This is a genomic window from Tundrisphaera lichenicola (genome assembly GCF_051175385.1).
Taxonomy (GTDB): domain Bacteria; phylum Planctomycetota; class Planctomycetia; order Isosphaerales; family Isosphaeraceae; genus Tundrisphaera; species Tundrisphaera lichenicola.
Map to the genome: position 1 here is coordinate 4,594,652 of NZ_CP195106.1, position 12,642 is coordinate 4,607,293.

Below are 12,642 nucleotides of genomic sequence, written 5' to 3' on the forward strand. Positions count from 1 at the left end.
GACCAAGGGCTCCCGGCGCGGGATGATCTATCCCCCGACTCTTTCCGATAAAACGAGCATTATCGTCAGTGGATGGCCCGCCAGGATGTCGGTCCGTCCCCCGATCGGCCAGCTCGCCAAGGAGGGCGCCCTCGTGGATCTTCCCCTGAATCGTCGCGAAGCGCTCGGTGTCCTCGGGGCCGCCGGGGCGATCTCTTCGGCACTCGCGCCGGACCTCGCTCGCGCGGATCTCCCGCCCGCCCTCCCCCCGCCCGAACCTTCGCGGAGGGTAGTGGGCCGGATGACCGGGGCTCAGGCGGCCGTCGCAGCCCTCTGCGTCGAGTGTGCTCCTTGTATCTTCGGGGTCCCGGGTGCCCAGAATAACGAGTTCTGGGACGCGATGAAGTCGGCCGGGATGCCTTATCTTCTGGTGACCAACGAGGCCTCGGCCAGCGTGATGGCCGATGGCTCGGCCCGCGCCACCGGGAACGTGGGCGTGTTCAGCGTGGTCCCGGGGCCCGGACTGACCAACTCGCTGACCGGAATCGGTGAGGCGCTGCTCGATAGCGTTCCGATCGTCGGGTTAATCACCGACGTCGATCGGAGGCCGGATGCTCCCTCCTTCCAGGTCCATTCCACGGCAAGCACGCCGGTCCTTCGCCCGCTCTGCAAGGCGGTCTTCGAGGTCAAACATCCCTCGCAAATTCCGGCTCTGATTCACGACGCGTTCCGGGTTGCCCGAGCCGGTGAGCCGGGACCGGTGGCGGTGGTCCTCCCTTTCCCCTTCCTGACGCAGACCTGGGAATACGACGGTGTGCCTCCGCCCCCCTACCCTGTTGCCTTCGACGAGTCGGCCTATCGGCGAGCAGTCGGTTTGCTGTCGGATCGTCGATCGAAGGTCGGGATTTATGCGGGAATGGGATGCCTGGACGTCGGCCCGGCCCTGGCCTGCGCAGCGGAGATCCTGCAAGCGCCGGTCGCCACGTCCGTGAGCGGCAAAGGTGCAATCTCCGACTCCCACCCACTGGCCGTCGGCTGGGGCTATGGGGCCCAGGGGACCCGAACGGCGGAAAAGGCCTTCAAGGAGGTCGACATCGTCCTGGCGGTCGGGGTCAAGTATAGCGAGAACTCGACCGCCAGCTTCAACATCCCCGAACACGACAAGGTCATCCACGTCGATGCAAACCCGGCCAACATCGGTCGGAATGTCCCGGCCTGCGTCGGTGTGAATGCCGACTCCCGACTCTTCTTCGACCGTCTGATTGGGGATGCGCCCTCGATCCGTCGCCCCGCAAATCCCGGGCTTGTCCGTAGGATCGCCCACTTCCGGGAGCAGGATCGTCGCGAGCATGAGAAAGAGAAGATCACCCAGGGTGTCGACCCGATGCTCTTCCTGCTTCAGCTCCGTTGCGCGCTCGGGCCGGACGAGTTAATTTTCGTCGATGTCACCGCGTCCTCGCACTGGGCGGCCGAGGCGATCGAGCTGTCCGGACCTCGACGGTACTTCACCCCTGCCAATAATCAGTCGATGGGTTGGGCCATTCCCGCGGCCCTGGGTGCCCAGAAAGTCCGTCCAGACCGTGTCGTCGCCTCCATCTCGGGCGACGGCTGCTTCTTGATGTCGGGGCTCGAGATGTCGACCGCCGCCCGGGCGGGATTGCCGGTCAAGTTCTTCGTCCTGGATGACGGCACGTATCACTACATGCAAATGCTTCAGGAGCCGACCTTTCGCCGGACGACCGCCACGGAGATCGCCCGGGTCGATTATGCCCATTTCGCCGCGGCGATGGGCCTGGCTTACAACGTCATCGATCAGAATGCCAATCTCCCCGGAGGGGTAGCACTGGCGATCGGACATCCAGGCCCGATCCTGACCCGGGTCGTCATCAGCTACGAAGGCCGAGAGATTCGCTGGCTGGGCGCGGCCAAGTCTTCGTACATTCGACATCTGCCGACCGATCAGAAGCTCCGGATGGCGGGACGAATCGCGGGGCGATCCCTCGAACGTCATCCAGAAAATGATTGATATGGAAATTTTGATACATTGGTAAATGCGTCAGCAGGTTGGCTTTCGGGGCCGATAATACCTTTAGTGCATCGCATTCGAAAGCGTGTCGTCCGCGAGTCCAGCTTTGGACTTCTCGCCAAAGCGGAACCGGGTTAAGATCCCTCGCCGTCGTTGGCCGGGCCGCAAGCCGGCCGTCCAGGGACGCCGCGCGACGAGTCTCATGGATGAGGCACGATGAAAGACGTTCGGACCAGGCCATCGATCCCCCACACCGAGTATTTCCCCAATCCGGCCCCACTCAATGGTCCGGCACGATGGTGGGGTGTTCTCCGGGGTGATGCTCGCGAATTGATCCGGTTCTGGCCGGTCATTCAGAACATGGTCACTCAGGATCTGAGGATCCGTTACCACCGCTCGGTCCTGGGGTTCTTCTGGACCCTATTAAACCCGATCCTGATGATGGCCACCCTCACGATGGTCTTCTCTCAGGTCTTTGGCCAGCTGGACTGGAAGGAATTCGCGATCTACCTGTTTGCCGGGCAGGTGTCCTGGTCTCTCTTCGCTGGTAGCCTCACCGACTGTTCCAACTGCATCGTGGCCAACGAAGGCTTGATCCGGAAGATTTACGTCCCCAAGCTGATCTTCCCGATTTCCAAGGTGCTCATCAACCTCACGACATTCGTGCTCTCGCTGGTGGCCCTCTATTTTCTCGTGGCCCTGTTCGGGGCGAAATTCACACCAGCGATGACTCTCCTTCCGCTGGTGACACTCCTATTTGCGGTCTTCGCCCTGGGCCTTGGCCTTGTCCTGGCGGTGGCCAACACCTTCTTCAGGGATACGGGCCATCTGGTCGTTGTCGTCCTCCAGGCCTGGTATTTCGCGACGCCGATCATTTGGGGACATCCGGGAATCGAAGGTCGAGGGGCACTATCACCAGCGATGGAAGCCCGATGCTGGCTGAACCCGGCCTATCCGTTCATTCGGATGTTTCAGGTCATCATTCGAGACGGCCAGTGGCCGAGTCTGACCATGTTCTTGGTGGCCGCCGGCATCGCCTCGGTGAGCCTGGGGATCGGATATGTCACTTTCAAGTCCCACGAAAACAAGCTGGTCTTCCGGCTCTGATGCTTCGGCCGTCGGTGGGAAAGCCCAGACGCTGGTCGAGCTACGTGATGTCTCACTCCGATTCGTCACGTACACCGACAAGCAATACTCGTTCAAGAGATCGGCCCTCGACCTGTTGCTCCAGCGGCAGGCTCCTCCGGTCTCGAACGAATTCTGGGCCCTTCGCGACGTCAATCTTCAGATGGCCAAGGGGGAGAGGATCGGGATACTGGGATTCAACGGGGCGGGCAAGAGTACTCTGCTCCGGCTCCTGGCCAGGATCTATACCCCCACGACCGGTCACTTGATGGTTCGCGGTACGGTCGCGCCGCTGATCGAGATGGGAGCCGGCTTCAACCCGGAACTTTCCGGTCACGACAACATCATGCTCAATGGGGCGATGCTGGGGATCAAGCCGCGCGAGATGCGCAAGAAGATCGATGGGATTTACGAATTCACCGGACTTCGTGAGTTCGCCGATTTGCCGCTGAAGTATTATTCGAGCGGCATGTATGCTCGCCTCGCCTTTGCGATCGCCACCGAGGTCGACCCTGAAATCTTACTGATCGACGAATCGCTCGGGGCCGGCGACGTGATCTTCGTCGACCGGGCCAAGGAACGGATCAAGTCCTTGCTGGAACGATCCAACCTGGTCGTCATCGTTTCGCACGACCTCGGATCGCTCCACAAGATGTGCACCCGGGGAATCTGGATGCACGAGGGGCGGGTCCGGGCCGATGCGCCGATCTCCGAGGCGATCACCCAGTATCTCCTGTTCACTCAAGCGATCGACGCCAAGGCCGCGTCCGCGGCGAAGATCGAGCAATACGCGAATGCGGTACCGGCCTGAGAAACGACCACGATCCGGAGGGTCTGGCACGTGTTGATCGGCATCGACATGCTCGGGGCCCAGTCCCCAGGATCCGGCCACCGCGAAGCCAGCCGATTTGGTCGGCAACTGGCGCGGTCGCTCGTGTCCCGCGACAGGAAGAACTTCTACGTGCTCTATACGCACGAAGGATTGCCAACCGACCAGGTCCCGTCCTCCCGCAATGCAGAGCGTGTCCCTCTCGCCCCAGCTCACAGTTTGAGCAATCCTCGACGATCCGCGATGCGTCAACTCCTGGACCGAAATCCGGACGGTCTCGACTGGCTTCTGCTGCTCGATCCCTTCGACCCCGCCTACGGGGGAGTTCCCCCCGAATCGCCGTTGAACGGCCCGCGAGTCGCATCAATCCTCCATGAATTGTCATCGAACTGCCGCTATGATCGAGCATCGCTCCCACTCTCACGGCACGATGCATTGCTCGCCGTATCGGAATCCGTCGCCTCGGAAGCACGTAGGCGTCTCGGTCTGCCCGAACACCGTGTCTCGATGATCGGCCTGGCGGCCGACTCACCGTTCGGGCCTCCCGAGTCGATGACCCGGATCTCCGGCGAAGAACTGGGTCGGTTGGGTATCCGCGGACCCTTCTTGCTGACCTGCCCTTCGATCGGTCGCTCAGGGAGCGAAATGAGGACGGTCCTCGATGGATATCGTCGGCTATCTCTTGGTCTGCGAGAAGGCCTACAACTTGTCATCACCGGCCATCTGGCCGACCCGGACTGGGTCCGCTCCTTCCTCAGGGAGGGGGGAGCCCAGGAGGGCTTGGTACTGGTCGACGATCCTTCCGATGCGTTGCTCGCCACTTTGTACGGTCGATGTTTGGCCTTTCTCGACGCTTCGACCAGCGGGGCATCCCCTCTCGCCCTGATCGAGGCAATGAGATGCGGAGCGCCGGTGTTGACGGTGCAATCGATCGCGAGTGAGGAGATTTTGGGGGGGGCCGGGCTTCTCATCCAGTCCTCCGATCCTTCGACAATCTCGGATGCGATCGATAAACTGGTTCATGATCCTTTGCTCGAGGGGGAACTCCGGCGAAGATCTCGAGTCCGTTCGCTCGACTTCGCGATCGATCCGCTATTGGACTCGGTCCTCGAAGTGTTGGGAGGCATCAGGGCCCCTGCGGCGGCCCAGCATCGCTTCGATCGAGGACATCGTGCGCGTCCCCGAATTGCAGTCTTCGTCGACGGTTCTCTCGATGAGAATTTCCGGTTCGATCCCACCGCGCGGATACCTCCCGAGTGGTCCGAGGTTTATTCCATCGACCTCTATCTGGAACCGGTCCGGTCTCCTCAGATCGATGGGCTTCCCGTCGAATTCGGCGCTTTCGATGCCCGGCTCTTCGAGCGAAACAACTCGATTCTTGGCTACCATACAGTCGTCCACCGGCTCGGAGGTTCGCCCGACCTCGACGCTGTCCTGCGCCACCTGTCGATCCGACCCGGCCTTGTCATTTTTGAGAAGTTCGACTGGCTTGATGATCTCGAATCTCAGAATCAAACGGCGGGCCTGGACGGAGGTTTGATCCGACTCCGGGCGATCTTCGAGACCGGATCGCTGGTCGTCATTGCCTCCCCTGCCCACGGGCTCAAGGTGCGTTCTGCTCTGCCGGAATTTACTGGCCGGATCATCGAAGCCCCCCCTCGTGATGCCTCGGATCCCGACCGGGAAAATATCGAACCGTTGAGTTCAGGCGCGCTACTCCGCGGCCTGATCGATCAGGTCGCCGATGAGTGGCGCGGTAGCCTGTCCCGGCGACGACGGTCCGATGGCCATCGATTCACCTTGGGTTCAAGCCACATTCCAGGTTTCGCGAGATCGACGAGCGAGACAGCCCACAGGTCGAGGTGACCGAACCATGAAGCGGATCATCAAAAGGATACTCAAGGGACTTTGGAATTCGACGTCATTCTTGCGCCGCCCCCTGATGGCGCGATTCGACGCGCATCTTTCCGCCGTCATCGCGGGGACGGTCAATGCCCGGATGATGCCGACTCTCGTCGAGGCGCTCGCCATTTCCGGTAGGCGGCTCGAACGGATCGAGGCCACCCTGGAGCGGGCCGAGGATTCGGCGGACTCGCTTGCCACCGAGATGGACCTGGTGATGAACGGACTGAGTCGAGAGGTCTTCCGACTCCAGGCCCAGGTCGAACGGCTCGAACTTGAACTGCTCGATCCGTCGAGGATTGGCGGGACCGGCCTCTCGATCGTCGACGAATCCCGCGAGGAGTCGGGGAGCCGTCGCGTCGGGGTCGTTGAGCGTTCACGGGTCGGGTGATTCTGGGTTGTTGAATCCGCTCAGGAACGACGACGGGCCGGACAGTCGAGCGGGACAATAGATCTCGGACTTCTCCCTCGTTTTGTACGGTTGGGACTTTTCGCGGTTGCTTCCTTCACGGGGTTGACCCGACAGCCGACCTTCGTATGATGCCGCGTGTGAATCCTCGTGGGTGGCGTGAGGATCACGACAGCCCTCCAGGGTCGATGGAGTGACCCGACCATGATCACGGCCTCACTCTCGATCGCGCTAGCCCTGGTGACCTGGACCGATGTGGCCGTCTCCCCGAATCGGGGTGACAAATCTCACTCCTCGATCCAGCGGAGCCTGGCGGGTCTGGACCGTCCGAGCGACCGGACTATCGAGACTCTGAAGCGGTTCGCCCTGGACTCGAAATATCGACGAGATCCTTCGAGTGTCCTGGAGACCCTGGCCCAGCAAGCTCGGGCCCACCCAGAACCCGATCTGGTCTATGCCCTGGCCGAGTTGTCCTGGATCGAATCTCGGAAGACGGATCGACGGCATCGGGGCGAGTCCAACGATCGGGCTTTGGATGCTCTTTCTTATGCTTATGACTATCTGTTTGCTCCCGAGCTGGCCATTGCTCGGCAGCCCTCCGATCCTCGATACCGACTGGCTTGCGACCTCTACAATGGCTCGCTCGACCACCTCGTCCGAGAGGCCCAGTCCAACGGCGTCAAGATCGAGGCCGGTGAGGATTTCAGCCTGAAAATCCGCGGCAAGGAGCAGATTTTCAAGATTGTGCTCCGGAACTCACCCTGGAGCGTTGACGACATCGACCAGGTTTATCTCGCCTCGGCGTTCGACGTCTCCGGGCTTCCCACCCTGAACTATCAGTACGGACTGGGAGTACCGCTCATTGCCGTCCGGATCTCCGATAAGAACGCCGAAGGGGTCGAAGCGTTCTATCCCAGGGAGATGGCATTCCCCCTGACCGCGTTCCTCGTCCCGGCGTCTCGGCTCCGAGATGACGGAGGCGGGGATTTGCCCCGCGAACTGAGTCTCGAACTGGTCGATCCGCTCCGGACGAGGACCGTCGGTTTGCCGCCGATGCCGATCGAAAGCGACCTGACCACGCCGCTGGCCTACATGTGGTCGAGGGCCGAGCTTAACCATTACCGATGGACCGGACTACTCCGACCGGGTCCCGCCGCCGGACGCGCGGGCCTGAGGCTGATCCGACCTTATGAGCCGGGCAAGATCCCGGTCGTCATGGTCCACGGCCTCGCCTCGTCTCCCCTGGCCTGGGTCGCTATGGTCAATGACCTCTTGCGCGATCCTCGCATCCAGGAACGATATCAATTCATGCTGTATCTGTACCCGACCGGCATCCCGATTCCCATCGCCGCCGCCGGGCTTCGCGAGACCCTGGGCGCGGCCGAGACCACTTTTCGTCTCGAGGATGGTTCTCCCGATCCGGCCTTCCATCGGATGATCTTGCTCGGTCACAGCATGGGCGGCCTCCTCAGCCATGCGGTCGCCTCGAACAGCGACGAGAAATTCTGGGAGTTGAATACCTACGTCCCCTTCCCCCAGATCAAGGGCCCTCCCGAGGTCCTCGCGTCGTTGAAGCGGTTCATGTTCTTCGACGCACACCCTTTCGTCCGACGCGTCGTCTTCCTCGCCACGCCTCACCGAGGATCGGAGATGAGCCGGGGTGTGGTCGGTCGGATCAGTTCCAATCTCATCAGCGAGCCCGACCATATTAATGAACTGCTCGCGCGTCTGGTCCGAGATAATTCGGACGCCTTCCCTCGGCGATTCCGGAGGCTGCCAACCAGCATCGACACTCTCGATCCCGACTCGCCCTATCTCAAGGCGCTCCTGGCGATGAGGCCCGGTGAGAACGTCGAGTTCCATTCGATCATCGGCTCGCTACGCCCCGAGGGGAAGCAAAACACGACCGACGGCGTGGTTTCCTATCTGAGCTCGCATTTCGATGGGGCGAAATCGGAGCTGGTCGTCCAGTCCGACCATGGGGTCCAGAACAATCCGTTCGCGATCATGGAAGTGCATCGGATCTTGCTCGAACACGTCGGGATCGTCCCCCAGACGGCGGCAGCGCCGATGGGCCGGACCCTGGAGTGATCGATCGGAGGGTTGGACGACTCAGGGCTCTGCGGTTATGATGCCGCCAATTCACCCCTGACGGAGCCCTCCCGACGATGATCGAGACCCTGGCCGACCGACTGGCGGCGTTCTCCCTGGCCACGCGGTATGAACACCTCCCCGAGGCGGTCGTCGTCGAGGCACGACGAAGGCTCCTGGACGCGTTCGGTTGCGCCGCAGGAGCCCTCGGGGAACCGGCTCCGACGATCGCACGAAACGTTGCCGGCGGGATGCGATCGGACCCAGGAGCCTCCCTCATCGGCGGTGGCCGATCCACCCCCGACTGGGGGGCGTTCGCCAATGGGGTCCATATTCGCTACCTCGACTGCAACGACACCTATCTCTCGCTCGAACCCGCACACCCGAGCGACAACTGGGCTGCGGTGATGTCGGTGGGTGAGCACGTCGGGGCCGATGGCCGGGCCTGGATCGCGGCGGCGGCCGTGGCTTACGAGGTACAGTGCCGCCTGGCCGACGCGGCGAGCATCCGGGCTCGGGGCTGGGATCACGTGACCTACGGGGCCCTATCGACGGCCCTGGCTTCCTCGAAGTTGATGGGTCTCGACCACGCTCAGACGGTCCACGCGCTGGGGATCGCGGGGACGACCTCGGCGGCGCTTCGATTGACCAGGGCGGGCGAGCTTTCGATGTGGAAGGGCTGTGCTTTCGCCCACGCGGCCCGAAATGGCGTCTTCGCCGCGCTCCTGGCCCGCGAAGGGATGACCGGCCCGGCGCCTTTGTTCGAAGGGGACATGGGATTCTGGCAGCAAGTCTCCGGGCCATTCGAAGTTGCCCAGCTCGGAGGTCCTGCCGCGTCGGACTGGATGCTCCCAAAGACCTCGATCAAGTTCGTCCCGGCCGAATACCACAGCCAGTCTGCCATCGCCGCCGCGTTCGAGATGCGTCCCGAGATCGGCGACCCTTCGCGGATTCGGTCGATCGAGATCGCCACCTTCCGTACGGCCGTCGAGATCATCGGTCAGGATCCCGAGAAGTGGCGACCCCGGACACGAGAGACGGCCGACCACAGCCTCCCTTATTGCACAGCGGTGGCCCTCGTGGACGGCGAGGTCTCCGCCGATCAATTTTCCGAAGCCCGGCTCTCCGACCCTGCACTGCTGGACCTCGTTTCCAGGACGACCGTGATCGAAGACCCGGCGCTGACTGCGGGGTATCCCAACGGCATCCCCAATCGAGTGACCGTGACCCTCGATGATGGATCGACGGTTGTCCGTGAGATGGCCTTCCCGCCCGGTCATGACAAGAATCCACTGACCGACGACCAACTCGCCGTGAAGTTCCACGGCCTGGCCGATCCGGCGATCGGTCGCGAGCGGGCTGATCAGGTCCGAGAAAGAGTCGCCAGGCTGGTCGACGATCCGAAGCCTCACGAGGCGATCTCGCTCATCGTCGCTCGGCCCCGAATCGTCGATTGCGATTGACCCTTTTTGCAAAGTGGGTTAATTCTTCGCCCGACCCGACGCGGGGGATCACCCCGCGTGTGGAGTCGGGAGTCGGCTCATGGGCTTGATGGATCAGGCCGGATCAGAGATTGATCAGAACAATACGAGCGTCTTCGTCGATGCCGGTCCGTTCTCGTATAGCCGTCTCACCGGGCTTTCGCGATATACGGCCAGGTTGACGATGGCCCTGGCCTCTCGCGTCCCGATTCGGTTCTTCTCCGAGGGGGAAGAACTGCTGGCTCCGGGCGATCTGGATTGGTCGCCGGGCCAGGATCTCGCCCGCTGGTCGCGTCGGGTCTGGCGGAGCAAGAGGCAACCTCTGGCCCCTGGGCCCGATGGGAGTATCGGTCTTTATTGCACACTCCGGCCTCTCCATCGGAACTTCCCGTTCGAGGTGAGCGTCCTCCACGACTTCAGCCCGTATACCGTCCCGCACACGCATCTCGAATCCACTCGCCGGATGTTCGGAGGCTTCTTCTCGAAGGCTTTGCCCCTGTCGGACCTGGCAATCGCGGTATCCCACTCCACCAAGGCGGACGCCGCCTGGCTCTCGCATATGGATCCGAATCGAGTCGTGGTGGCCCACTCGGGTCCTAGCCTCTGCATCGGCCGCCATGAACATTCGGGCAAGGTCCGTCGACGGCAAAACGTAGGACTGGTGGTCTCCACCCTCGAACCGAGGAAGAACGCGCGGTTCCTCTTCGAGTGGTTCCAGTCTTCCAAAACCTTACCTGATGACGCCGAACTCTGGTGGGTCGGCCCGCTCGGCTGGCTGACCTCGCGCCGCGAGTTGAAGAAGTTGAAGGGATCGGGACGTCAGGTCCGTTTCCTGGGCGTGGTGAGCGACCAGGCCCTCTGCAAGCTCTACCGGACCGCCGGGTGGTCGATCTACCCCTCCCTCTATGAGGGCTTCGGATTCCCCGTCCTCGACGCCCTCCGCCACGGGACGCCCACCCTGGCCAGCGGCAACAGCTCGATCCGGGAGTTCGACTCCCCCGGGCTCCACCTCTTCGACCCCTGCGACGCCTCCACCGTCGACGACGCCTGGAGGGCCCTGCAGGCCGAGGGGCCGATCGAGATCCCGCGCGAGCCGCTCGATCGGCTCTACTCCTGGGAGCATGTGGCGTCAAAGCTCCTGGAGGCCCATCGTCGATCTCGCCTGAGTCCTGGACGACCGACTCACCGAGCCGCCTGAGTCGCTTTCATTGTTCAATCGGCAATGGTTGGATTTCCGATATTCAAGGGTGAATCGAACTCGAAATCACGCGAAAGCGGTTCGCTGGATTCGATCCATCCTCCCGAATGCCCCTAAACCGGGATCTGAGAAGGCCCGCAACGACTCCGACGTTCTCAAGGAAGAGGGCGAGGCATGCTTTTCAACACATTTCAGTTCGCATATTTTTTCGCGATCCTGTTCCCGGCCTACTGGGCCATCCGCCGCTACAAGACGGCTCAGAACCTCCTCCTGCTCCTGGCGGGCTATTACTTTTACGCTTGCTGGGAGCCGAAATTCCTCGTCCTCCTCGTTCTCTCGACCCTGATGGATTATGCCTGCGGACTGGCGGTCGACCGGATCGAGGCCCCCCGCAAGCGGAAGTTGTTCGTGATCTTGAGCATGGCCTTGAATCTCGGCATGCTCGGTTACTTCAAATACGTGAACTTCTTCGCCGAGTCGCTCAAGCTGGCCCTGGCCAAGGCCGGCATGGATGTCCCGCTCTGGCACATCGAGGTCATCCTGCCCATCGGCATCTCGTTCTACACCTTCCAGTCGATGAGCTATGTGATCGACGTCTACCGGAAGGACATCAAGCCGACGAGGAACCTCCTCGAATTCGCCACGTTCGTCTCGTTCTTCCCTCATCTCGTGGCCGGGCCGATCATGCGGCCGACGACGCTGCTCCCTCAGATCCAGTCGCCCAGGAAATTCAACCTCGATCAATTCTATCAGGGGGCTTACCTGATCTTCTGGGGCCTGACGAAGAAGGTCGTCGTGGCCGATAATCTGGCACCGATCGTGAACGACCTCTTCGGCCGATGGCAGACGATCGACGGGGGGCTCGCTCTCCTGGCGATTTACGCGTTCGCTTTCCAGATTTACTGCGATTTCTCGGGTTACACGGATGCCGCTCGCGGGATCGCGAAGTGTCTTGGGATCGAGCTCGCCCTGAACTTCAACCTTCCTTACTTCGCCACGAGTCCTCAAGATTTCTGGGGCCGATGGCACATCAGCCTCTCGAAGTGGCTTCAAGATTACCTGTACATCCCCCTGGGCGGGAGCCGGGGTGGTACATTCCTGACATACCGGAACCTGATGCTCACCATGATCATCGGCGGACTCTGGCACGGCGCGGCCTGGACGTTCATCCTCTGGGGCTTCTACCAGGGCTTGATCCTGGTCGGGCACCGGCTGGCGAAACCACTCCTCGCGAAGGTCGAGCCGACCACTCCCATCGACGCGGCTTGCTGGAAGGCCGTACGCATCATCGCCACCTTTCACATGGTTTGCCTCGGCTGGTTAATCTTCCGAGCCGGCTCGATCGAGCAACTCGTGGGTATGCTGGAGGCGATCGCTTATCGACCCGCGATTCCCGCGTCGAGCTACATTCTGCCGATCGTCCTCACGATCCTGCCACTCTTCCTGGTCCAGTTCCTCCAGTTTGTCAGCAAGGATCTCGACATCATCGCCAGGACGCCCTGGTATGTCCGGAGCGTCTTCTACACGCTCTGCTTCTACGCGTTCATCCTGGCCGGCGAGTTCGGCGGCGGGCAGTTCATCTATTTCCAGTTCTGAGGGGAT

At 61.9% G+C, this 12,642-nt stretch carries 9 protein-coding genes and 1 pseudogene; 9 read left to right on the forward strand and 1 reads right to left on the reverse strand.

Translation table 11 applies throughout. The features are described from left to right. Positions 1 to 85 precede the first annotated feature (85 nt). The 4 genes and pseudogenes from P12x_RS18095 to P12x_RS18110 all read left to right on the forward strand — a co-directional run. Complete coding sequence (locus tag P12x_RS18095; protein ID WP_435005864.1) at positions 86 to 2,005, forward strand: thiamine pyrophosphate-binding protein; 1,920 nt, start codon at positions 86 to 88, stop codon at positions 2,003 to 2,005. Positions 2,006 to 2,221: 216 nt separating this feature from the next. Further along, complete coding sequence (locus P12x_RS18100) at positions 2,222 to 3,112, forward strand: ABC transporter permease (protein WP_435005866.1); 891 nt, start codon at positions 2,222 to 2,224, stop codon at positions 3,110 to 3,112. After that, on the forward strand, positions 3,066 to 3,941 hold the full coding sequence (locus tag P12x_RS18105; RefSeq protein WP_435005868.1) for an ABC transporter ATP-binding protein: 876 nt from the start codon (positions 3,066 to 3,068) through the stop codon (positions 3,939 to 3,941). Before P12x_RS18100 ends, P12x_RS18105 begins: the two co-directional genes overlap by 47 nt. A 663-nt stretch (positions 3,942 to 4,604) precedes the next feature. Next, positions 4,605 to 5,003 (forward strand): annotated as a pseudogene (locus tag P12x_RS18110) (glycosyltransferase); the annotation flags it as partial. 48 nt (positions 5,004 to 5,051) lie between these two features. Here the strand turns inward: P12x_RS18110 and P12x_RS18115 are convergent. Continuing rightward, complete coding sequence (locus tag P12x_RS18115; protein ID WP_435011764.1) at positions 5,052 to 5,474, reverse strand: hypothetical protein; 423 nt, start codon at positions 5,472 to 5,474, stop codon at positions 5,052 to 5,054. A 358-nt stretch (positions 5,475 to 5,832) separates the two neighbouring features. Between P12x_RS18115 and P12x_RS18120 the strand changes: the two genes are divergently transcribed. The 5 genes from P12x_RS18120 (at position 5,833) to P12x_RS18140 (ending at position 12,636) form a co-directional block, all read left to right on the forward strand. Continuing rightward, entirely contained in the window at positions 5,833 to 6,252 is a 420-nt protein-coding gene (locus P12x_RS18120) for a hypothetical protein (protein ID WP_435005869.1), read from the forward strand. Positions 6,253 to 6,474: 222 nt separating this feature from the next. Beyond that, the gene (locus tag P12x_RS18125) at positions 6,475 to 8,361 is read left to right on the forward strand and encodes an esterase/lipase family protein (RefSeq protein WP_435005870.1); all 1,887 of its coding nucleotides are present in this window, start codon (positions 6,475 to 6,477) and stop codon (positions 8,359 to 8,361) included. A 77-nt stretch (positions 8,362 to 8,438) separates the two neighbouring features. Then, entirely contained in the window at positions 8,439 to 9,824 is a 1,386-nt protein-coding gene (locus P12x_RS18130; protein ID WP_435005871.1) for an MmgE/PrpD family protein, read from the forward strand. Positions 9,825 to 9,903: 79 nt separating this feature from the next. Then, positions 9,904 to 11,040, forward strand: coding sequence for a glycosyltransferase family 4 protein (locus P12x_RS18135; RefSeq protein WP_435005872.1), 1,137 nt, complete (start codon positions 9,904 to 9,906; stop codon positions 11,038 to 11,040). 174 nt (positions 11,041 to 11,214) lie between these two features. After that, positions 11,215 to 12,636 carry an MBOAT family O-acyltransferase gene (locus P12x_RS18140; protein ID WP_435005874.1) on the forward strand — a complete coding sequence of 474 codons (1,422 nt, stop codon included), beginning with the start codon at positions 11,215 to 11,217 and terminating at the stop codon, positions 12,634 to 12,636. The last annotated feature ends 6 nt before the right edge of the window (positions 12,637 to 12,642 follow it).

Coding starts and splice junctions, on each gene's coding strand:
- P12x_RS18095 (WP_435005864.1), top strand. CDS start 86: ATGTCGGTCCGTCCCCCGATCGGCCAGCTCGCCAAGGAGGGCGCCCTC.
- P12x_RS18100 (WP_435005866.1), top strand. CDS start 2,222: ATGAAAGACGTTCGGACCAGGCCATCGATCCCCCACACCGAGTATTTC.
- P12x_RS18105 (WP_435005868.1), top strand. CDS start 3,066: ATGTCACTTTCAAGTCCCACGAAAACAAGCTGGTCTTCCGGCTCTGAT.
- P12x_RS18120 (WP_435005869.1), top strand. CDS start 5,833: ATGAAGCGGATCATCAAAAGGATACTCAAGGGACTTTGGAATTCGACG.
- P12x_RS18125 (WP_435005870.1), top strand. CDS start 6,475: ATGATCACGGCCTCACTCTCGATCGCGCTAGCCCTGGTGACCTGGACC.
- P12x_RS18130 (WP_435005871.1), top strand. CDS start 8,439: ATGATCGAGACCCTGGCCGACCGACTGGCGGCGTTCTCCCTGGCCACG.
- P12x_RS18135 (WP_435005872.1), top strand. CDS start 9,904: ATGGGCTTGATGGATCAGGCCGGATCAGAGATTGATCAGAACAATACG.
- P12x_RS18140 (WP_435005874.1), top strand. CDS start 11,215: ATGCTTTTCAACACATTTCAGTTCGCATATTTTTTCGCGATCCTGTTC.